This window comes from Streptomyces caniscabiei, assembly GCF_014930365.1.
Classification (GTDB): domain Bacteria; phylum Actinomycetota; class Actinomycetes; order Streptomycetales; family Streptomycetaceae; genus Streptomyces; species Streptomyces caniscabiei.
Genome location: NZ_JABXWI010000010.1, coordinates 144,753 through 165,916, shown reverse-complemented (window position 1 = coordinate 165,916; position 21,164 = coordinate 144,753). Strand labels below are relative to the sequence as shown.

Below are 21,164 nucleotides of genomic sequence, written 5' to 3'. Positions count from 1 at the left end.
GAGCGTGCAACTACTCCGCCGCCTGGACCGGGACCGTCATCAGGATCGTCCGGCGAGGGTTGGCGGTCACGGAGGGGAGGTCGACGGAGTGCTCCTGCTCCGGCGTACGCAGGTCCTCGGCGTCGGCGAGGTGAGCCAGCGTCGTGCGCCGGGGGTTGGCTATCGTGCGGAACATCGTCGTCGTCTTCACTGTTGTCCTGGACCTCGTCGTGTACGGGCGCCGGGCGGGCCGCAAGGGCCGTCCCACAAGCGCGGGTTGTCGGATTCGCCATCCCTGTAAAGCGTCAGGCTAAACATCCGATTCCCGGGTCAAGACGTGAAGAAGGCATGATCGGCGTGTGAGTTTGCTCACTCAGTCATGGGCAAAACGGGCAATCCGCGCCATCAAGTCGTGCCCACTAAACGGACATTAGCGACCTGAAGCCCGCATTCCGCTCCTGATCATGGCGACTGGGACACCCCCCTCACGCCCCTGTATCGCACGGGTATGTCCGTAATGAACGGAAACACCTTCCACGCCTGGTGACGTAGTCCTCACATGCTGTCACAGTGAACAGACCGTTACCCATTGGCCTTGTTGGAGATCCGGCACTGTGCTGGAATTCCACGGACCGCCGCAGGATCGTGCCGGCGCGCAGGGGCGCAGAGAAGAAGCGCCTGGCGGCGGTGGAAGGGGGAGCCAGCGCCGGTCACTCACGACCACCAATTGGGGACGTATTCAGGGCGCCCCCGAAGACGCCGACACCGTCCCGCCGTTCACGCGGTGGGGCGCCTGGTCCAGAGGTTGCGACGCTAGTGCAGGGACGTTTCAAGAGGGATGGCAGCGCTTCGGCGGAGCCGGAGCCACACATCGGAGCCGGCAACGGTTCCTCCCCCCAGCACGCCCAGAACCCGGGTCCGGCGGAGATCGGCGACGGCGGGGAGCGCTCCGGGCGCCCCGGCGCGTCAGTTCCTGCCGTGCCGTCCGGGAAGCCCAAGGGCGGCACCAAGGCGGGCAGCGGCAGCGGCTCGCGAATAGCCCTGCGCAACTGGCGCATCTCGACGCGTCTGGTGTCGCTGCTCGCGCTCCCCGTGGTGGCGGCGACCTCGCTCGGTGCCCTGCGTATCGGCGACAACGTCGACGACATCCAGCAGCTCGACAACATGCGGCTGCTGACCGACATGACGAAGCAGGCGACCGAGCTCGCCGCCGCGCTCCAGCAGGAGCGCGACCTGTCCGCCGGTCCCCTCGCCCACGGTCTGGACGCCACCGACTTCACCGTCAAGGGCACCCGCGAGAAGACGGACCAGGCCCGCGTCCAGTTCACGGACGCGACGCAGGCCGCCGAGACCGCGAACACCACCGCGAAGATGCCCGGCGTCCGCGACAGCCTCGTCCGCGTGGTGCGCGAGCTCTACAACCTCAGCAGCATCCGCAAGAACGCCTACGTGGACCCGAAGAACTCCACGCAGACGGTCGAGGCCTACCACCGCCTGATCTCCCAGCTGCTCGACCTGTCCACGGACATGGCCGAGGCCACCAGCAACCCGGACATGATCAAGCGGACCCGTGCCCTGGCGGCCTTCTCCTCCGCCAAGGAGTACGCCTCCATCCAGCGCGCGGTCATCGCGGCGGCCCTGCCCGCGACCGACGACAAGGCCGGCAAGCTCTCCGAGAACGACCGGCTCTACGCGAACTCGGCCCTCTCCAACGAGGAGTCCGACCGCAGCACCTTCTCCGACATCTACGGCACGGGTGCCGAGGAACTCACCAAGCCGATCGACGACGCGAGCCCCACCATCGAGGCCGCCGACGTCTACGCGGACCGGGTCCTCGCGAGCGCCGGCGGTCTGGGCGGTCAGGACAACCGCTCGTACAAGGACTGGACCGACGACTCCTCGGCCAAGATCGAGCAGATGAAGAAGATCGAGGGCTCGCTCCTCGAGCAGATGGAGCAGACCGCTCGCAACCTGCGCGCAGACGCCGAGCAAGAGGCGATCATCTCCGGTGCGCTGATCCTGCTCGTTCTCGGTGTCTCCCTGGTCGGCGCCTTCGTGGTGGCCCGGTCCATGATCCGCTCGCTGCGGCGCCTCCAGGACACCGCGACCAGGGTCGCCCAGGACCGGCTGCCCGAGCTGGTCAAGCAGCTCTCGGAGTCGGACCCGCAGGACGTCGACACCTCCGTCGAGTCGGTCGGTGTGCACTCCCGGGACGAGATCGGCCAGGTGGCCGCGGCCTTCGACGACGTGCACCGTGAGGCCGTCCGCCTCGCCGCCGAGCAGGCCCTGCTGCGGGGCAACGTCAACGCGATGTTCACCAACCTCTCGCGTCGCTCCCAGGGCCTCATCCAGCGTCAGCTCTCGCTCATCTCCGAACTCGAGTCCCGCGAGGCCGACCCGGACCAGCTGTCCTCCCTCTTCAAGCTCGACCACCTCGCCACCCGCATGCGGCGTAACGGTGAGAACCTCCTCGTCCTCGCCGGTGAGGAGCCCGGCCGCCGCTGGACCCGTCCGGTCCCGCTGGTCGACGTGCTCCGCGCCGCCGCCTCCGAGGTGGAGCAGTACGAGCGCATCGAGCTGGCCGCCGTGCCGACCACCGAAGTGGCCGGCCGTGTGGTCAACGACCTCGTGCACCTGCTCGCCGAGCTGCTGGAGAACGCCACCTCGTTCTCCTCGCCGCAGACCAAGGTCAAGGTCACCGGTCACGCGCTGCCCGACGGCCGCGTCCTGATCGAGATCCACGACACCGGTATCGGCCTCTCCCCCGAGGACCTCGCGGCGATCAACGAGCGGCTCGCCTCGCCGCCCACCGTGGACGTGTCGGTCTCCCGCCGCATGGGTCTGTTCGTGGTCGGTCGTCTGTCGCAGCGCCACGGCATCCGTATCCAGCTGCGTCCGTCCGACTCGGGCGGTACGACCGCCCTCGTCATGCTTCCCGTCGACGTGGCCCAGGGCAACAAGAAGCCCACCCCGGGCAAGCCCGGTCAGGGCGGCCCGTCCACCGGTGGCCCCGCCGCCGCGCAGGCCGCGGCCGGTGCCGCCGCCGCGCGCCGCCAGGCGGGCAACCAGTCGGGTCCGCCCCTCGGCGGCCCCTCCGCCGGTGGCGGACTGCTGGGCGGCGCCCCGCAGCGCGGGCAGGTCGGCGCGGGCCAGGGTCCGCGGGCCGCGCTCCCCGGCAACCCCAGTGGTCCGGGTGGCTTCGGTAACCCCGGCGGCGGCCCGCGTGGCCCGCAGGCCGGTCCGCCGGTGCCCCCGCAGGGCGGTCGTCCGGCTCCGGCCGGCGCCGGTGCCGGCGGGTTCGGCGGCGGTCAGGCGCCGGGTGCCCCGCAGGGGCTGCAGGCCGCCGGGACCGGTGGTCCGGGCGGGTTCGAGAGCTTCGACGACTCCGGACGCCAGGGCGGCTTCCCGACCGGCTCGGGCCTGCGCCCGGCCGGCGGTGCCGGTGACCCCGGTGCCGGACGGCAGGGCGGGGCCGACAACGGCCCGGGCGCCGTGCCGCCCAAGCAGGGCAAGGAACGTTCCGGCAGGCGTCGCCCGCAGCTGCCCGGCCGCGGTGGCCCGCGCGCCGAGCTGCCCGGCGGCAACGCCCCGGCACGGCCGAGCTGGAGCGACGACAACGCGCAGCCGCCGGTACCGCGCGCCTCGCTGGACGCCCCGCGCGGCCACGAGGAGCAGCCGGACGTCACCGCGCCGATGCCGCGTGTGGACCCCCACCAGGCTCCGGGTTCGCCCAACGACTTCTCGCGCGCCCCGCAGGGCGACTTCGACAGCCGGAACCCCGGCGCGGGCACCCCGCAGAACGGCACCGGGTCCTATGTCCGCTCCGACGTGTTCGGCGGGGCCGGTGCTCCGCCGGCGCCCACCGGCCCGTCCCGCGGCGCCCCGCAGGACCCGTCCTCGACCGGCCAGTTCGCCACGCAGGGTTACGACGGCTCCGGCACGGGCCAGTTCCCGGCGCCGGGTCGGCAGAACCCGCAGGACACCGGCCAGTACGGCTCGCCCGGTCGGCAGAACGGCCAGGGCACCGGGCAGTACGGTGCTCCGGGTCGGCAGAACCCGCAGGACACCGGCCAGTTCGAGCGGCCGCAGGTCAACGGTGAGAGCTACGGCGCGCCCCGCCCGCCGGTGCCGCCGCAGCGTCCGCCGGTGCCCCCGCAGCGTCCCGCGCGGCCGCAGGAGCCGGAGGCACTGCCCCCGGCGACCGGTCCGATGGACGGCCGTACCCCGCTGTACGACACGCTGGAGACCAACTGGTTCCACGGTCAGGGCGGCCAGAACGGCCAGCAGCAGGGCAACGGTTCCGCTCCGCAGCACACCACGCCGCAGCACACCGCTCCGGCACCCCAGACTCCGGCCGCCCCCCAGCGTCCGGCGGCTCCCGCAGCGCCTGCTTCCTCCACCTGGCGCAGCACTCCCAACGACGACCTGGTCCGCCAGGCCGAACGAGCCCGTCAGCCTTCGGCGGGCGGGGTCACCACCTCCGGCCTGCCGCGCCGGGTCCCGCGCGCGAACCTCGTGCCGGGCACGGCTCAGCAGCAACAGCACCAAACCGGTCCGCAGGTCTCGCGTTCGCCTGACGACGTACGCGGCCGGCTGACCAATCTCCGTCGGGGCATCGCGCAGGGTCGACAGGCCGGCAACGGCCAGACCGGCAGCTTCCCGAGCCCCACTCACCAGCAGGAGCGTTAGTTGAGCCAGATGAGCCAGGCGGCACAGAACCTCAACTGGTTGATCACCAACTTCGTGGACAACACCCCCGGGGTGTCCCACACCGTCGTCGTGTCCGCCGACGGTCTTCTTCTGGCGATGTCGGAAGGCTTTCCGCGCGACCGTGCCGATCAGCTCGCGGCCGTCGCCTCGGGACTCACCTCGCTCACGGCCGGGGCCTCCCGGATCTTCGAGGGCGGGGACGTGGCCCAGACGGTGGTCGAGATGGAGCGCGGTTTTCTCTTCCTGATGTCCGTCTCCGACGGATCGTCCCTGGCCGTCCTCGCCCACCCCGAGTGCGACATCGGCCTGGTCGGATACGAGATGGCGCTGCTCGTCGACCGCGCGGGCGCCGTGCTCACGCCCGACCTGCGCGCCGAACTCCAAGGCAGTCTGCTCCACTGACGCCTGCGGATCCACAGAATTCATCACATCACCGTCCGGCCGACACATTCCCCCCACCGGCCCCCGTCAGACGGCACGACTGACCGACTTGCTGTCCCGCTCGGAGGATCAATGACCCCGCCCACCGCTCCTCACGATCCGTACGCAGAGCCGTACGGAGATGAGGGCGACCAGCCGCTGGTACGGCCGTACGCCATGACCGGTGGCCGGACGCGGCCGCGTTACCAGCTCGCCCTCGAGGCGCTGATCAGCACGACGGCAGACCCCGCGCACCTGATGGGGCTGCTCCCCGAGCACCAGCGGATCTGCCACCTGTGCCACGAGGTGAAGTCGGTTGCCGAGGTGTCGGCCCTGCTGTCCATGCCGCTCGGTGTGGCCCGGATCCTGGTCGCGGACCTCGCCGAGGCCGGACTCGTCGCGATCCATCAGCCCGGTGGCGACGAGAACGCCGGTGGCGCGCCGGACGTGACACTGCTGGAAAGGGTGCTCAGTGGACTTCGGAAGCTCTGAAGCGGGACGGGCCACCACCTCCGCGAAGATCGTGGTGGCGGGCGGTTTCGGCGTGGGCAAGACCACGTTCGTCGGGGCCGTCTCGGAGATCAACCCGCTGCGTACCGAGGCCGTGATGACGTCCGCGTCCGCGGGCATCGACGACCTCACCCACACCGGGGACAAGACGACCACCACGGTCGCCATGGACTTCGGCCGCATCACCCTCGACCAGGACCTGATCCTGTACCTGTTCGGCACCCCCGGTCAGGACCGCTTCTGGTTCATGTGGGACGACCTGGTCCGCGGCGCCATCGGCGCGGTGGTGCTGGTCGACACCCGCCGGCTGGCCGACTGCTTCCCGGCCGTCGACTACTTCGAGAACAGCGGCCTGCCGTTCGTCATCGCCCTCAACGGCTTCGACGGGCACCAGCCCTACTCGCCCGACGAGGTGCGTGAGGCGTTGCAGATCGGGCCCGACACCCCGATCATCACGACGGACGCCCGCCACCGCTCGGACGCCAAGTCGGCGCTGATCACCCTGGTCGAGCACGCGCTCATGGCACGGCTGCGGTAGTTCCGCGGGTCGGAAGCACCACGACTGGGGCCAAAACAGGACCCAAGTCCACAACCGCATACGGCAGTTGTCGTAGTTACACCGGAGCCGGCTGTGTCCTTTGACACGGTCGGCCTCGGTGTTCATAACGTTTCGACAGAGAAATAGGGTGGTACGACCACGCGTCGCGGTCGATCGGTGCCGCTGCGCTCACAATGCCCCCGCTTTTTGCCGGGGCTCGCTCTTTATGACCGTTTTATCTGGGACTTACATCACGCGGAATCGTTGCCTCCCAGTGTTTGGAAGTCCTCAGCGTGACGTGCTGGAATGCCTGAACTGCCCATTAGTCAAAGACGTACTAGGGCGTGGAGTCACCCGCGGCACGACGTAGGTGCCGGCGCCGAGAGGTTGTTGGTCGAGTGAGGCGAAGCAAGAAAGGTCCCGAGCCGTCGGCGCGGGGCAACTTCACCCCGCCGCCGCGCGGAGCGGCACCCGCACAAGTGACCGGACCGGAGCCGACGGCAGCTCCCGCGCCCAGCGGTAGTCGTCTCTCCCCTCGGAACTGGCGCGTACCCACCCGCCTGAACGCGATCCTCCTCATACCCGTGCTGGTCGGCCTGATCATGGGCGGCTTCCAGGTGAAGGGCTCGATCGACACCTGGCAGGAAGCGAAGGACGCCGAGAAGGTCGCCAAGATCGTGGCCGCCGCCGGTATCTACGCGGAGGCCCTCCTCAACGAGCGTGACCTCTCCGCCCAGCCTCTGCTGGAGGGCGACCGCGACAGCGACGTCGTCAAGGACGCCCGCGCCTTCACCGACGAGAAGGCCGACGCCTTCCACGCCGAGGTCGTGGGGATGCCGGCCGGACAGGGCCTGGAGCGCCGGCTGCGCCTGGTGGAGGAGGCCGAACCGGCGCTGGAGAAGCTCCGGCAGACCGCCTTCACCCGCGCAGCCGACCCGGTGCAGACCGAAGAGGGCTACGTCACCGTCGAGCACCTCCTGGCGGAGTTCTCCAACGAACTCGGACTCGGTACCGGCAACATCACCGCGTACGGCCGTACGGTCTACGCGGTCACGCTCGCCAAGGGCGCCGCCTCTCTGCAACGCTCGATCGGCACCCACCTGCTGGTCCGGCCCAGCGAGGACGAGCGGGTCTTCCGCCAGCAGGTCACCGCGTTCACCTCGTACGCCTACCTGGAGAACATCGCCGTCCAGGAGTACATCTCCGGTGGCACCGAGGCCGACGCCGCGCGGCTCGAGTCGGTCATGGCGCAGAAGACCGAAGAGGGCAAGAAGCAGGCGGCCGAGGCCGCCGCGAAGGACCCGGACTACGTCGCGCCGCCGGACACGATGCTGAAGATGATCCAGGCGATCGGCAGCGGTGCCTCCCCCACGGATCTCGCGAAGCAGGGTGTCACCTACCAGAACTGGATGGCGGCCTCCACGCTGAAGTTCGAGGGCTACAGCGAGGTCGAGACTGAGCTGATCAACCGCGCGGTGTCCGAGGCCGGCACGATCGCCTCCGACGCCCAGCGCGACGCCTACATCAACGGCGCCATCGTCATCGTCGCCCTGCTCGCCGCGTTCATCATCGCCGGGATCATGGCCCGCCAGATGAGCCGCTCGATGCGCCAGCTGCGCAACGCCGCCTTCGGCATCGCCGAGCAGCGTCTGCCGATGCTGGTCGACCAGCTCTCGCGCACCGACCCCGGCCGGGTCGACACCCGGGTGGCACCGATCCCGATCACCTCCACGGACGAGATCGGCGAGGTCGCCCGCGCCTTCGACCAGGTCCACCGCGAGGCTGTCCGGCTCGCCGCCGAGCAGGCCCTGCTGCGGGGCAACATCAACGCGATCTTCACCAACCTCTCGCGCCGCAATCAGTCGCTGATCGAGGGCCAGCTGACCCTGATCACCGACCTGGAGAACAACGAGGCCGACCCGGACCAGCTGGAGAACCTCTTCAAGCTGGACCACCTGGCGACCCGTATGCGCCGCAACGGCGAGAACCTCCTGGTCCTCGCCGGCGAGGAGCCCGGCCGCCGCTGGGACCAGCCGGTCCCGCTGATCGACGTGCTGCGCGCCGCCTCCTCCGAGGTGGAGCAGTACGAGCGCATCGAGCTCTCCGGCGTCCCGGAGGCCGAGATCCACGGCCGCTCCGTGACCGACCTCGTGCACCTGCTGGCCGAGCTGCTCGAGAACGCCACCACGTTCTCCTCCCCGCAGACCAAGGTCCGCGTCACCGCGACGCGTCTCCCCGACGGCCGTGTGATGATCGAGATCCACGACAAGGGCATCGGCCTCACCGCCGAGGACTTCGCGGACATCAACCACAAGCTGGCCAACCCGCCGACCGTGGACGCCGCCATCTCGCAGCGCATGGGTCTGTTCGTCGTCGGCCGGCTGTCCGACCGGCACGGCATCCGCGTCCAGCTCCGCCCCTCGGGCGAGCAGGCCGGTACGACCTCGCTGGTCATGCTCCCCGACGTCATCACCCACGGTGGCGGTGGCGAGCAGCCGCAGGCGGACCAGTTCACGGTCTCGCAGATCATCCCGGAGCAGCAGCACTCCTTCCAGCAGCCGGGCCTCGCCCCGATGCGGACCGCCGCCGAGCTGGGCTTCGACGACAGCCGGTACGAGGTTCCGGACGACATCCGCGACCTGGACCCGGTCGGCCGCTCCCTGATGCGTGAGGAGCGCCGGGCGGCCCTGGAGTCGCAGGCGCACCAGAACCCGCAGCTGCCCGCGGGCGAGGTGCCGCGCTACGGCGACGACTTCCAGTCGCCCGAGCCGTCCTACGACAACGGCGCGACCGCGTACGCGGACCCGCAGCGGTCGTACGACCAGCAGACGGCGTACGAGGAGCCGCAGCAACCGTCGTACGACGAGGCGTACTTCGGCCAGGGCAACGGCCTGGCGAACGGCAACGGGCACCTGCCGGGCGGGAACGACGCGTTCACCGCTACCGGCGGTTACCCCGAGCCCGCCTATGCGGAGCCCGTCCAGGAGGACCACACGGCGGCCGCCGCGAACGCCCCGGAGACGTACACGGGCTTCGAAGAGCCGTCCTATCAGGACGACTGGCCGCAGCAGCAGGACTACCAGAGCTCGTACCGCTCCGAGTACGCTCCGGAACCGGAATCTGCGCAGGCCGCTGACGTGACGGAGCCGGACCGCGTAGGCTTCGACCGTCCGGGACCCACCCCTTCCGCCGGCCACGCGCTGACCGACGCCGGCCTGCCCCGCCGCGGCTCCACCGCGAGCGCGGGCGGCACGAGCGCGGGCGCCGTGAACGGACGGCAGGAGGTGGCCCAGGACCAGCCGACGGCCGGGGGACCGAACGGCGACTGGCGCTCGGCCAACGACGAGCGCTGGCAGCAGGCCTCCCAGCTCAAGAAGCCCAAGGCAGGCGGGGTCACCTCCTCCGGTCTGCCGCGGCGGGTGCCCAAGGCCAACCTGGTCGAGGGCGCTGCCACGACGACCCCGCAGGGAGGTCCACAGATCTCCCGCGCTCCCGAGGACGTCCGGGGCAGGCTGAGCAACCTGCGCCGTGGGGTCCAGCGGGGACGCAGCGCCAGCAGTGAAACGAACGGTCAGGGCTTCGGTTCTGACAGCACCTACAACCAGGAGCGTTAGTGTGAGCCCGATGAGCCAGGCGGCACAGAACCTGAACTGGTTGATCACCAATTTCGTGGACAACACCCCCGGGGTGTCGCACACGGTGGTGGTCTCCGCCGACGGACTCCTTCTGGCGATGTCCGAAGGGTTTCCCCGCGACCGTGCCGACCAGCTGGCGGCCGTCGCGTCGGGTCTGACCTCTCTGACCGCGGGTGCCTCCCGCATCTTCGAGGGTGGCAGCGTCAATCAGACAGTTGTGGAGATGGAGCGGGGATTCCTCTTCATCATGTCCGTTTCCGACGGTTCCTCGCTCGCCGTTCTCGCACACCCGGAAGCCGACATCGGTCTCATTGGGTACGAGATGGCCCTTCTGGTGGACCGTGCCGGGTCGGTCCTGACACCCGATCTTCGTGCGGAGCTCCAGGGCAGCCTGCTCAACTAACAGTCAGACGGTGCGTTTTGGCGTCCCGGGGCCGTAAGGTTTCGGGACGCGGCTTCCAATGAGCCATGGATGCCAGCACAGTCGGAGGAGGAGAGAACGTGGCAACACCCCCAGGCGGTTCATCGTCGGGCAACTGGTCCTACCCTGGCCAGGGGCCGGGCCAGGGTGACCAGAACCGGTACAACTTCCCCTCCGCACCGAGCCGCCAGCAGCCGTACGCACCGCAGGGCCCCGGCCCCTCGCCGTACGACCAGCCGCCGGCGCCGCGCATCCAGCCCGTGCAGCCGCAGCGCCGCACCCCGGAGCCGTCGCCCGCCGGCGCCGCGACCAACCCCCTGGTGCGCCCGTACGCCATGACGGGCGGCCGCACCAGGCCGCGCTACCAGCTCGCCATCGAGGCACTGGTGCACACCACCGCGCAGCCGCACCAGATGCAGGGCCAGTTGCCCGAGCATCAGCGGATCTGCAACCTCTGCCGAGAGATCAAGTCGGTCGCCGAGATCTCGGCGCTGCTGACCATCCCCCTCGGCGTGGCCAGGATCCTCGTCGCCGACTTGGCGGAGGCGGGCCTGGTCGCCATTCATCAGCCCGGCGGCGACGAGAGCGCCGGCGGCCAGCCAGACGTGACACTGCTCGAAAGGGTGCTCAGTGGACTTCGCAAGCTCTAGCGGCGGTCCTTCCCGCTCCACCACCTCAGCGAAGATCGTGGTGGCGGGTGGCTTCGGCGTGGGCAAGACCACGTTCGTCGGGGCCGTCTCGGAGATCAACCCGCTGCGTACCGAGGCCGTGATGACGTCCGCGTCCGCGGGCATCGACGACCTCACCCACACCGGGGACAAGACGACCACCACGGTCGCCATGGACTTCGGCCGTATCACCCTCGACCAGGACCTGATCCTGTACCTGTTCGGCACCCCCGGTCAGGACCGCTTCTGGTTCATGTGGGACGACCTCGTGCGGGGCGCGATCGGCGCGATCGTGCTGGTCGACACCCGCCGTCTCGCCGACTGCTTCCCGGCCGTCGACTACTTCGAGAACAGCGGCCTGCCGTTCGTGATCGCGCTGAACGGGTTCGACGGTCAGCAGCCGTACAACCCGGACGAGGTCCGGGAAGCTCTTCAGATCGGTCCGGACACCCCGATCATCACGACGGACGCGCGGCATCGGTCCGACGCGAAGTCGGCGCTGATCACCCTGGTCGAGCATGCGCTGATGGCCCGGCTTCGGTAGCCACGAGGTCATGAACAGGGACCCCTTCCTTTGTGGGAGGGGTCCCTGTTCGTTGTCGGGTGCGGGTGGTTCGTGGCTGGTCGCGCAGTTCCCCGCGCCCCTGAGAAGCAGGGGCTGCGCCCCGTGCTTCTCAGCCCCGCAGCCCCGTCGCTTTTCAGGCCCGCAGGGGCCTGATCTTTTAGGGGCGCGGGGAACTGCGCGACCAGCCCCCACCGGACCCGCGGCCGACGACGCACGCAAAGGGGCCCCCTCCCTGAAGGGAGGGGGCCCCTTTCAAGCCAGGGCTCAGCGCCAGCTGTGCGGCGCCCGGAAACCCGGCTCGCGCTCCAGGCGGCGCCAGCCCGCGCGGAGGCGGCCGCGGTGGGCCGGGAGGGTCTCGGTCGGCTGCGCGGCCGCCCGGGCGAGCAGCAGCGCGGTGATCGCGGCCACTTCCTCCGGCTCGGCGTGGCCCTTCTCGACGCGAATATCAGGCAGCTTCATGGGTGTCAGTCTCCGTGAGAGAGGTTTCCGCAGAGGAACCGCGGAGGAACTGTCGGGTTACTGCGGCGGGTTGCCGTGCTTGCGGGACGGCAGGTCCGCGTGCTTGGTGTGGAGCATCGCGAGGGAGCGGATGAGGACCGCGCGGGTGTCCGCGGGGTCGATCACGTCGTCCACGAGGCCACGCTCGGCCGCGTAGTACGGGTGCATCAGCTCGGCCTTGTACTCCTTCACCATCCGGACCCGCATGGCCTCGGGGTCCTCGGCCTCGGCGATCTGGCGGCGGAAGATGACGTTGGCGGCACCCTCGGCGCCCATGACGGCGATCTCGTTGGTCGGCCAGGCGTAGGTGAGGTCGGCCCCGATGGACTGGCTGTCCATGACGATGTAGGCACCTCCGTAGGCCTTGCGCAGGATCAGGGAGATCCGGGGCACTGTCGCGTTGCAGTAGGCGTACAGCAGCTTCGCGCCGTGGCGGATGATTCCACCGTGCTCCTGGTCGACGCCCGGGAGGAAGCCGGGTACGTCCAGGAGAGTGATGATCGGGATGTTGAAGGCGTCGCACATCTGCACGAACCGCGCGGCCTTCTCGCTGGCCTCGATGTCGAGCACGCCCGCGAGGGACTGCGGCTGGTTGGCGACGATGCCGACCACCTGGCCGTCGAGCCGGCCGAGGGCGCAGATGATGTTGCGGGCCCAGCGCTCGTGGACCTCCAGGTAGTCGCCGTCGTCGACGATCTCCTCGATGACCTTGGCCATGTCGTACGGCCGGTTGCCGTCGGCCGGGACCAGGTCGAGGAGACTGTCCGAGGTCCGGGTCTGCGGATCGGTGCACGCCACGCGCGGCGGGTTCTCGCGGTTGTTCTGGGGCAGCATCGACAGGAGGTAGCGCACCTCGGCGATGCAGGTCTCCTCGTCGTCGTACGCGAAGTGCGCGACGCCGCTCGTCTCGGCGTGCACGTCCGCGCCGCCGAGGCCGTTCTGGGTGATCTCCTCGCCGGTGACCGCCTTGACGACGTCCGGGCCGGTGATGAACATCTGCGAGGTCTCACGGACCATGAAGACGAAGTCGGTCAGGGCGGGGCTGTAGGCCGCGCCGCCCGCACACGGACCGAGCATCACCGAGATCTGCGGGATGACACCCGAGGCCCTGGTGTTGCGCTGGAAGATGCCGCCGTACCCGGCGAGGGCGGAGACGCCCTCCTGGATACGGGCGCCCGCGCCGTCGTTGAGCGAGACCAGCGGGGCACCGGCCGCGATGGCCATGTCCATGATCTTGTGGATCTTCGTGGCGTGGGCCTCGCCCAGCGCGCCGCCGAAGATGCGGAAGTCGTGGGCGTAGACGAAGACCGTACGGCCCTCCACCGTGCCCCAGCCGGTGACGACACCGTCGGTGTACGGCTTCTTGGCCTCCAGACCGAATCCGGTGGCCCGGTGCCGGCGCAGCTGCTCGACCTCGTTGAACGAACCCGGGTCCAGCAGCAGCTCGATGCGCTCCCGGGAGGTCAGCTTGCCCTTGGCGTGCTGCGCCTCGGTCGCCTTCTCGCTGGGGCCGGCCAACGCCTGGGCACGGATCTCGTGCAGTTCGGCCACTCGCCCGCGCGCGTCCGTCGGCTCACCCGGTGCCTCATCCAAAACGGTCATGTAGTGACCTTACGAAGCCGAGCGAGGAAAGCGGTCCGTCGACTCCGTACAGTCTCCGGCGTGTTTTCCTGGTACCCCTGAACAGAACCTGGTCGGCATGCAGTCGAACCGACTGCTCAGGGGGTGCGCGGCTTGTAGGGGTCACACAAAAGCGCCGCTCTCCCTCAGGGGAGAGTCAGGTCACAGGTGTGGGTGGCGCAGGCCGTGCCGGGCGTGACGCGGAGCCGTAGGCGTCCCGGTGCCGACTCCAGCACCTCGACCGTGTCGTCCGCCCGGCCCACCCCGCGGAACGGGCCGTTCCAGGTGATCTCCATCGGCTCGCCCGTGCGCGGCGGTTCGCTCACGCAGAGGGTAGCGGTCCTCCCCCGCCGGCGGACCAGCACGCTCGTCCCGGCGGAGGCCGTCAGCGGGCCCGCCGTACCGGGCTGCCAGAAGTTCGCGCCGAACAGCCCCAGCGAGGGGACGTGGACGGCCTGACACGTGCTGTCGTTGGCGTAGATCGACAACCAGCGCCGGTCGGCGGCACGGGCCTCGACGGCGTGGCGGGAGGCTCCGGGCATGAGCAGATAGGCGTAGCCGGCGTTCACCGGATCGGTGCCGTGGTCCAGCCAGAGGGTCTGCCAGCGCCGGGTGCGGCGTTCGGTCGTACTGCCCGTGTTGACGTCGGACCAGGCGCCGGTGCGGTCCTCGCGCAGGGTGCGCAGGGCGCCGTCCGTCCGTGCCTCGGGGAAGACCCAGCCGCCGTGGCCCGCGAGGTGCGCCCAGCGTCGGCCCCGCAGCAGGGCCCGGGGGGCCGTGGCGGTGGTCTCCCCCAGGTTCCGGTTGTCGACCACCGTCTCCACCGGCACCCCGTCCGCGCAGCTGATCCCCGCCCCGAGGCAGATGACGGCGTCCGCGACGCAGAACCACGACTTGTGGGCCCGGAGGGTGGAGCCGAGCCCGGCGAGGTGCTGGCCGACGGCCGCGTACTCGCCGTCGGTCGTCCCGCCGACCCAGCGGACCGCGGGCTTCGGCGCGCCCCATTCGCCGCCCTCCCGGTCGGCGAGCCGCCTGGTGGAGACGGTGGTGCCGGGGAGGCGGTACCAGTCGACGGTGGGCCAGAACCAGTTCGTGTACTGGTCGCCGTGTCCGTCGGCCCACCACAGGGTCGTCCCCGAACCGGTGTGCCAGCCGCGTGGGTTCTCGCCGTTGCCGCACTCGTAGTGGGCGATGCGGTCGGAGGCCATGGCGATGTTCACCGTGAAGGCGGGCCGGCGGTGGACGGCTCTGTCCATGGCCGGGAAGAGGCGGTGGCCGACCGGTTCGGGCGCGGCGGCGACCGGGGAGGCGGCGACGGCGTGCAGCCGGGCCAGGTCCGCGACGCCGAACTGGCGCGCCGTGAGGATCGGTGTCACCGTGTCGCGTTCGATCCACCCCTTGATCCGCCCGTGCCACCGCCCGTGCCACCGCTCGCGCTCGGCGGCGGACGCGCCGAGCGCGAGGAGCGCGATCGCGGCGATGAGGCCGTGTCCGTGGAAGTGGTCGCTCCGCATGATGTGCCGGTCGTCGCCCTTGAGGTAACCCCGGCTGATGGCACGGCCGTTGACGCTGTCCATCACCAATCCGTCGTGGATGAGCGGGGCGTAGGCCCGCTCCACGCCGTCGAGCACGAGCTGCCGGTTCGGATCGGTGACCGCCCAGCTCGACCCGGTCAGCAGGGCGAAGAGCCGGCCCAGTCCGTCGAGCATGACCTGCCCGTACGTTCCCGAGTAGGCGACCCAGGTGTGCTGGACGAACGAGCCGTCGGCGTAAAGGCCGTCGCCCCGGGTGACGTACGGGAAGACGGGCGAGAGGGCGTCACGGGCGAGGGCGATCTTCTCGGGGGCGCGGCCGAGGATGCCGCGCAGGGCCACGGAGCGGCAGAGGTCGACGCGGTTGGCGCCGGTGGAGGTGCCGGTGTAGTCGCGGAGCATCGCGTCGGGAATGAAGTGGTCGATCGCCGCGCAGGCGGCGGCCCGGCGGGCGGGGGTCAGCTCGTCGTACAGGGCGGCGACGATGTCCAGCAGGAGGCGGGGGCTGCCGATCTGCCACTCCCACCAGTTGCCGTAGCGGGTGGTGCCGGGGTGGTAGACGGTCGTGGTGAGGTGGTCCAGGCCGCGCAGGACGTCGGCGAGGAGGGTGCCGTCGCCGGTGCGGCCGGTGCCGGGCTGGGCGTACGCCTGGGCCATCGTCCACAGACGGCTGTAGCTCTGGGTGATGCCGGCCGGCGGGTCGAAGCGGTGGCCCGGCCAGAGGGAGTTCGGGGTGGGCGCCATCGCCGCGCGGAAGGCGTGGGCGAGGTCGCCGGTCTCGCGCAGACGGGTGGCGTAGGGCTCGGCGGCCGGGTCGTAGCCCTCGCCGAGCGCGATGGTGAGCCAGCGGTGGCGGAGGCTGTCGTACTCGTCGTCGGCGTGCGCGGCGGCGCGCGTTCCGGGGCGTGCGGAGGGGCTGGGGGCGTTCGCCGCCGCCAGGGTCGCGGCGGCGAGCAGGAGGGTGCGGCGCGTGGGGGTCATGCCCATGCCGTCTATCACTCGGGCGCGGCGGGATCAACAACGCGTGACACGACGATCACCGAACCGACACGGTTGAAAATTGAACGGAATAGGTCTACGGTGGGCCGTGTTCAGTTCGTTGAACATTGAACGACATCACTCAAGGAGCACGTCATGGGCATCTTCGGCCGCACCAACTCGACCACCGAGACCGCCACCACCCCGGCGACCGTCTCCGCGGTGAACCCCGACCTCGCCGCGCTGACCGGTGACTACGCGATCGACGCGTCCCACACCACGATCGGCTTCACGGCCCGCCACGCCATGGTCACCAACGTCAAGGGCTCCTTCCTCGACTTCTCCGGCAGCCTGCACCTGGACGGCACGGACCCGTCCCGGTCCACCGCCTCCATCGACGTCAAGATGGAGAGCATCGACACCGGCAACGCCGACCGTGACGGTCACCTGAAGAGCGCGGACTTCTTCAAGACGGAGGAGTTCCCGACGATGACGTTCCGCTCCACCGAGGCGGAGGCCCTCGGCGGCGACGACTACCGCATCACCGGCGATCTCTCCATCCTCGGCACGACCAAGCCCCTCACCATCGATCTGGAGTTCAACGGCGCCGCCAAGGACCCTTCGGCAACGAGCGCGTGGGCTTCGAGGGCAAGGCGGAGATCCTGCGCTCCGAGTGGGGCCTGACCTGGAACGCGGCGCTGGAGACCGGCGGCGTCCTGGTGTCGGACAAGATCAAGCTCACCTTCGACATCTCGGCGATCCGCAACGCGTGACGGCTTCGCCGGCGACGCCACGCGTCTCCGACGCACCGCTGAGCACCCCCGCTCTTCGACTGCCCGATGGGCAGGAGGGCGGGGGTGCGGCGCGTCCGGGGCCCGCCTCCTCCGGTGCCGCCGTCGCCATAGCTGTCGCCGTCACCGTCGCCTCCAGCCTCTCCACCGCCGCGGCCGACCGAGCCTCGCGCTGATCCGGGGTGCGCGCCCGCAGCACGCCGAGCATGGCGAGGTACCGCTCCGTCCTGCCGAGTCCGTCGAAGGCGGCCTTCGCGCGGGGGTTCCGCGCCAACGCGGCCACGAGGGCGTCGGGGACGACGGCGTTCTTCTGCGACTCGTACGCCACCGCCCACCGGCCGTCCGCCCGTGCGGCGGCCACCTCCGCGAGACCACCGGACCGCATCCGCCCGGCGGCGGTCAGCTCCGCCACCCGCCGCACGTTCACCATCGACCAGTCGGCGCCCGGCCGGCGCGGGGTGATCCGCTGGAGGAAGTACAAAGCGTCGAGACGGCGGCGGCTCCCGGTGATCCACCCGTGGCAGAGGGCGACGTCATTGACCTCCCCGGCGCCGACGGAACGGATCCCGGCCCCCTTCCTGGCGACCTTGACCCAGAGGCCGCCGGAGGACGGGGCGGGGTGCGCGGCCAGCCAGGCGTCGAGGTGGTCGGCGTCGGGGAAGGCGTGGACTTCCAGGGCTTCGGGAGCGGTCATACCCGCACGGTAGACAGCATCTAGGACGGCTTCGGTCCTAGATGTCCCTCGTGGCGCTGGATGGTCCTCGCGGTCCTGGAGGGCTCCCGGTGCTGGACGACCGCGTCCTCCATCACCTGGTCGAGCACTCGGCGCTGTCGTCCCTCCGGGTCCGGGCTGGACAGGCCCGCCGTGCTCACCAGGGCCTTCCACAGTGCCCAGCCCCGGGCCCGTCGCCAGGCGTCGTCGGGGAGGCCGACGGCCTCGCGGAAGACCTTCCGTTCCTCGGCGGTGAAGTGGTTCCAGGCGATCACGAGGTCGCAGGCGGGGTCACCGACGCCGGAGGAGCCGAAATCGATGACGGCGGAGAGGACCCCGTCCGTGGTGAGCAGGTTGCCGACCGAGACGTCACCGTGGAACCACGTCGGCGGGGAGGGCCAGGCGGACGTCAGGGCCTGCGCCCACACGGCCCGGCAGGCGGCCACGTCGACGGAGTCCGCCAGCCGCTCCAGGGCCGCCTCGACCTCGTCGCCGTAGACGCTGGGATGACAGCCGCGGAAGTACGAGTGCCGTCCGGCGGCCGGGCCGCGTCCGACCGGCGCCTCGCGCAGCCGGGTGAGGAAGTCGCCGAGATCACGGGCGAGCCGCGTCCGGTCGACGCCCGTCGCGACCTCGACCGTCTCCCCCGGCAGCCACCGCCGCACCGACCACGCGAACGGGTACCCCGCCCCGGGCGCCCCGACGGCGACCGGCTCCGGCACGGGCAGCGGCACATGCCGGGCCAGCTCGGGCAGACAGCGGTCCTCCTTGGCCACGGCGGCCACGTACCCCTCCGCGCTCGGCAGCCGAACCGTCAGTTCGCCCCCGAGCCGGAAGGTCCGGTTGTCCCATCCCTGCCGGTCGACGGCTCTGACGGGAAGATCCCCCCACTGCGGAAACTGGCTGGAGACCAGGGCGCGTACGAGTTCCGGTGAGATGTCGATCACCGGGTCAGTGTGCGCACTCCTCCAGCGCGGCCGCACTCCCTTTTCCCCGGGACGATTCCTCGGTCGGCAATGAAGCTGGCTGGTTCGCGCCTCTTGTGCGGGGGGTTTCGGCGTTCTCATAATCCTGCAACAGAAATTGACCTGGGCATGCCATCCAAGGTGATTTCCTGGCGCCTTATTGGCATGCCTGCGTCATGTTTGCGGTTCGGCAGTACGCGTCATCGAACGACTCATCGCATGTCAACCCCCCACGGAAGGCATCACGTTGAAGCGACTCATCACCGCCCTGAAGAGATGTGCGGCTGTCGGCGCCGCCGCGCTCGCGATCGCCAGCCTGCAGCCCCTGTCGACGGCGACGGCCGCGCCGGCGCCCGTGGTCGGCGGCACGCGGGCCGCGCAGGGCGAGTTCCCGTTCATGGTCCGGTTGTCGATGGGCTGCGGCGGCGCGCTGTACACGCAGCAGATCGTGCTCACGGCCGCGCACTGTGTCGGCGCGACCGGCAACAACACCGGCATCACGGCCACGGCCGGCGTCGTGGACCTGCAGAGCACCAGCGGCCGGGTCCAGGTCCGCTCGACCAAGGTGTACCGGGCCCCCGGCTACAACGGCGACGGCAAGGACTGGGCGCTCATCAAGCTCGCCTCGCCCATCAACCTCCCGACGCTGAAGATCGCCACGACCACCGCGTACAACTCCGGCACCTTCACGGTCGCCGGCTGGGGCGCGGCGACCCAGGGCGGCGCCCAGCAGCGGTACATGCTGAAGGCGACCGTGCCGTTCGTGAGCGACGCGACCTGCCGTTCCTACAGCGGCTACAGCGGGCTCATCGCCGGTGAGGAGATCTGCGCCGGTTACGCGGCGGGTGGCGTCGACACCTGTCAGGGCGACTCGGGCGGTCCGATGTTCCGCCGGGACAACGCCAACCAGTGGATCCAGGTCGGCATCGTCAGCTGGGGCATAGGCTGCGCCCAGCCCAACGCCCCCGGTGTCTACACCGAGGTGTCCACCTTCGCGTCCCAGATCGCGTCGGCCGCGGCCACCCTCTGAGCGAGGCACCGCTCCGCTTCCGTACGACGAGCACGGGCCCGGCGGCTCCCAGCGCCGGGCCCGTGCTCGTGTACCTGCTCACCGGCCGTTGTCCGCGGCTTGCGGCTCACGGACCGTTGTTCGCGCCGTGCGGCCGGTCCGCGTCGGGGCGGGGTCACACAAGCCGGCCGGGGTCTCAGAAGCCGACCCGCGGTCTCAGAAACCTCCGCCGAAGTCGCCGCCTCCCCCGAAGTCGCCGCCTCCGCCGAAGTCCCCACCGCCGAAACCGCCGCTGAAGTCGTTCGTGTCGAAGTCGCCGCCCGAGACGTCCCCGCCGCCGTAGCCGGAGGCCGCGCCGAAGTCGCCGTAGCCGGAGCCGTACATGGCGGCGTACGAGGGGGTGGCCATCATGCTGCCGAGCATGGTGCCGACGAGGAGGCCGGGGAGGAGGCCGCCGCCGAAGTAGCCGCCCGCCCAGGGGCCGTAGGCCGGGCCGGCGTCCCAGTAGGGGCGGCGGGCGCCGGACACCGTCTCCACCTCGCGGACCATGGGGTCCTGGCCGTCGGCGAGGCGGGCCCGGTCGGCGGCGCAGACCGGCACCTCGCGTGCGGTGCCGACACCTGGGGCCCACAGGACGTCCGCGACCGACGGACCGTGGCGGGGGTCGAAGAAGCAGGGGGAGCGGCGCTCCGGCAGGGGGCGGCCCTCCCTGCGGGCGGCGAGCTGGGCCAGGCAGAAGCGGCCGTCCTCCAGGGTCTGGGTGACCGTGCGGACCTCCTCGGGGCGGGTGGTCGCCGCCATGAGGGACTTGGCCTTCTCGTAGGCGTCCAGAGCCCGTTCGTAGTCGGCGCGCATCGCGTCGTCGGCGCCCGCCTCGGCGGGGTGGAAGTCGAGGCGCTCCAGTTCCTCGCCGAAGGCCGTGATGTCCTCGTCCACCACCACGGCGAGCTTGGCCAGCGCCTCGCGGCGTTCCTCCTCCTTGCGGCGACGGTTGCGGCGGACCAGCGCGTACGCGCCGACGCCGCCCGCCGCCAGGACCACGCCCGTCGCGGCCAGGGTCCCCACGTCCACGCCCGCGCCCGCGCCGTCGCTCCAGCTCGACGGGGCCGAGCCGCCCGGGTTGCTGCGCAGGGCGTCGTCCACGAAGTCGTTGAGCTGGGCCTTCGGGTCGCCGGCCCCCTGGACGGCCGTGACCAGGTTGGCGACGGTCTCCTGGCTCAGGACACTGCTGTCGGCCCGGGCGTCGAAGCGGTCGCCGAGGCGGACGCCGTAGAGGCCGGTCACGCCCGTCTCGGTGCGGAGGTTCTGGAAGAGGTCCTCGGTCGGGTAGCCGGCCGGGAGGACCGCCACGAAGATCGGCTCGTCCGCGTCCTCGATCTTGTCGGCGAGGGCCTCGGCGTCCGCCTCGGAGAGGAGGTCGGTGGCGGCCGGGTCGACATAGACGGGGGCCTCGCGCAGGGCCGCGGCCACCGTGGACAGGTCGGTGGCCGCGTGGGCGCTCGGCGCACCGACCGACAACACCGCCAGGGCCGCCGCGGCGAGCGGCGCGATCAGCAGGCGGAGGAGGAGAGGACGTCGACCCGGTACGCCTTTCATACTTCGAAGCTACCTCG

15 protein-coding genes and 2 pseudogenes are annotated in these 21,164 nt (G+C 70.7%); 10 read left to right on the top strand and 7 right to left on the bottom strand.

The window, feature by feature from the left end; all coding sequences use genetic code 11:
* Positions 1-10: 10 nt before the first annotated feature.
* Positions 11-190 carry a hypothetical protein gene (locus HW837_RS26975; RefSeq protein WP_060883163.1) on the bottom strand — a complete coding sequence of 60 codons (180 nt, stop codon included), beginning with the start codon at positions 188-190 and terminating at the stop codon, positions 11-13.
* A gap of 605 nt (positions 191-795) precedes the next feature.
* Between HW837_RS26975 and HW837_RS26970 the strand changes: the two genes are divergently transcribed.
* The 8 genes from HW837_RS26970 to HW837_RS26935 all read left to right on the top strand — a co-directional run bounded on the left by HW837_RS26970 (position 796) and on the right by HW837_RS26935 (position 11,425).
* Complete coding sequence (locus HW837_RS26970; protein WP_093790201.1) at positions 796-4,668, top strand: sensor histidine kinase; 3,873 nt, start codon at positions 796-798, stop codon at positions 4,666-4,668.
* Between the two features lie 9 nt (positions 4,669-4,677).
* Complete coding sequence (locus HW837_RS26965) at positions 4,678-5,091, top strand: roadblock/LC7 domain-containing protein (protein ID WP_005479910.1); 414 nt, start codon at positions 4,678-4,680, stop codon at positions 5,089-5,091.
* Between the two features lie 111 nt (positions 5,092-5,202).
* Positions 5,203-5,601 (top strand): DUF742 domain-containing protein, encoded by a 399-nt coding sequence (locus HW837_RS26960; RefSeq protein ID WP_009314205.1) that lies wholly within the window; start codon positions 5,203-5,205, stop codon positions 5,599-5,601.
* Positions 5,582-6,157, top strand: a complete 576-nt coding sequence (locus HW837_RS26955) for a GTP-binding protein (RefSeq protein WP_045561498.1) — start codon at positions 5,582-5,584, stop codon at positions 6,155-6,157. The genes HW837_RS26960 and HW837_RS26955 overlap by 20 nt, the downstream gene beginning before the upstream one ends.
* Before the next feature lie 398 nt (positions 6,158-6,555).
* A complete protein-coding gene (locus HW837_RS26950) occupies positions 6,556-9,771 on the top strand; it encodes a sensor histidine kinase (protein ID WP_193381729.1) in 3,216 nt (1,071 codons plus the stop codon).
* Between the two features lie 10 nt (positions 9,772-9,781).
* Complete coding sequence (locus HW837_RS26945; RefSeq protein ID WP_037781109.1) at positions 9,782-10,195, top strand: roadblock/LC7 domain-containing protein; 414 nt, start codon at positions 9,782-9,784, stop codon at positions 10,193-10,195.
* A gap of 98 nt (positions 10,196-10,293) precedes the next feature.
* Positions 10,294-10,863, top strand: coding sequence for a DUF742 domain-containing protein (locus tag HW837_RS26940; RefSeq protein WP_045561500.1), 570 nt, complete (start codon positions 10,294-10,296; stop codon positions 10,861-10,863).
* Positions 10,844-11,425, top strand: a complete 582-nt coding sequence (locus HW837_RS26935; RefSeq protein WP_013000463.1) for a GTP-binding protein — start codon at positions 10,844-10,846, stop codon at positions 11,423-11,425. The genes HW837_RS26940 and HW837_RS26935 overlap by 20 nt, the downstream gene beginning before the upstream one ends.
* Before the next feature lie 285 nt (positions 11,426-11,710).
* Here HW837_RS26935 and HW837_RS26930 read toward each other — a convergent pair whose 3' ends face one another.
* From HW837_RS26930 to HW837_RS26920, 3 genes are all read right to left on the bottom strand, one after another.
* Positions 11,711-11,905: an acyl-CoA carboxylase epsilon subunit gene (locus HW837_RS26930; protein ID WP_045561501.1), complete on the bottom strand. Its 195-nt coding sequence runs from the start codon at positions 11,903-11,905 to the stop codon at positions 11,711-11,713.
* Positions 11,906-11,962: 57 nt separating this feature from the next.
* The gene (locus tag HW837_RS26925; RefSeq protein ID WP_193382697.1) at positions 11,963-13,546 is read right to left on the bottom strand and encodes an acyl-CoA carboxylase subunit beta; all 1,584 of its coding nucleotides are present in this window, start codon (positions 13,544-13,546) and stop codon (positions 11,963-11,965) included.
* Positions 13,547-13,710: 164 nt separating this feature from the next.
* A complete protein-coding gene (locus HW837_RS26920; RefSeq protein ID WP_193382698.1) occupies positions 13,711-16,083 on the bottom strand; it encodes a polysaccharide lyase 8 family protein in 2,373 nt (790 codons plus the stop codon).
* A 147-nt stretch (positions 16,084-16,230) separates the two neighbouring features.
* Here HW837_RS26920 and HW837_RS26915 point away from each other — a divergent pair.
* Positions 16,231-16,847, top strand: a pseudogene (locus tag HW837_RS26915) (YceI family protein).
* A 148-nt stretch (positions 16,848-16,995) separates the two neighbouring features.
* Here the strand turns inward: HW837_RS26915 and HW837_RS26910 are convergent.
* Both HW837_RS26910 and HW837_RS26905 read right to left on the bottom strand, forming a co-directional pair.
* Positions 16,996-17,559: pseudogene (locus tag HW837_RS26910) on the bottom strand (YdeI/OmpD-associated family protein); the annotation flags it as partial.
* A 20-nt stretch (positions 17,560-17,579) separates the two neighbouring features.
* On the bottom strand, positions 17,580-18,524 hold the full coding sequence (locus HW837_RS26905) for an aminoglycoside phosphotransferase family protein (protein WP_193381730.1): 945 nt from the start codon (positions 18,522-18,524) through the stop codon (positions 17,580-17,582).
* Positions 18,525-18,789: 265 nt separating this feature from the next.
* On the opposite strand from HW837_RS26905, the gene HW837_RS26900 reads away from it, so the two are divergent.
* Positions 18,790-19,572, top strand: a complete 783-nt coding sequence (locus HW837_RS26900; RefSeq protein WP_045562436.1) for a serine protease — start codon at positions 18,790-18,792, stop codon at positions 19,570-19,572.
* Between the two features lie 195 nt (positions 19,573-19,767).
* Here the strand turns inward: HW837_RS26900 and HW837_RS26895 are convergent, their stop codons facing one another.
* Positions 19,768-21,147: a hypothetical protein gene (locus HW837_RS26895; protein ID WP_045562437.1), complete on the bottom strand. Its 1,380-nt coding sequence runs from the start codon at positions 21,145-21,147 to the stop codon at positions 19,768-19,770.
* Between the last annotated feature and the right edge of the window lie 17 nt (positions 21,148-21,164).

Coding starts and splice junctions, on each gene's coding strand:
- HW837_RS26965 (WP_005479910.1), top strand. CDS start 4,678: ATGAGCCAGGCGGCACAGAACCTCAACTGGTTGATCACCAACTTCGTG.
- HW837_RS26960 (WP_009314205.1), top strand. CDS start 5,203: ATGACCCCGCCCACCGCTCCTCACGATCCGTACGCAGAGCCGTACGGA.
- HW837_RS26945 (WP_037781109.1), top strand. CDS start 9,782: ATGAGCCAGGCGGCACAGAACCTGAACTGGTTGATCACCAATTTCGTG.
- HW837_RS26930 (WP_045561501.1), bottom strand. CDS start 11,905: ATGAAGCTGCCTGATATTCGCGTCGAGAAGGGCCACGCCGAGCCGGAG.
- HW837_RS26925 (WP_193382697.1), bottom strand. CDS start 13,546: ATGACCGTTTTGGATGAGGCACCGGGTGAGCCGACGGACGCGCGCGGG.
- HW837_RS26920 (WP_193382698.1), bottom strand. CDS start 16,083: ATGGGCATGACCCCCACGCGCCGCACCCTCCTGCTCGCCGCCGCGACC.
- HW837_RS26895 (WP_045562437.1), bottom strand. CDS start 21,147: ATGAAAGGCGTACCGGGTCGACGTCCTCTCCTCCTCCGCCTGCTGATC.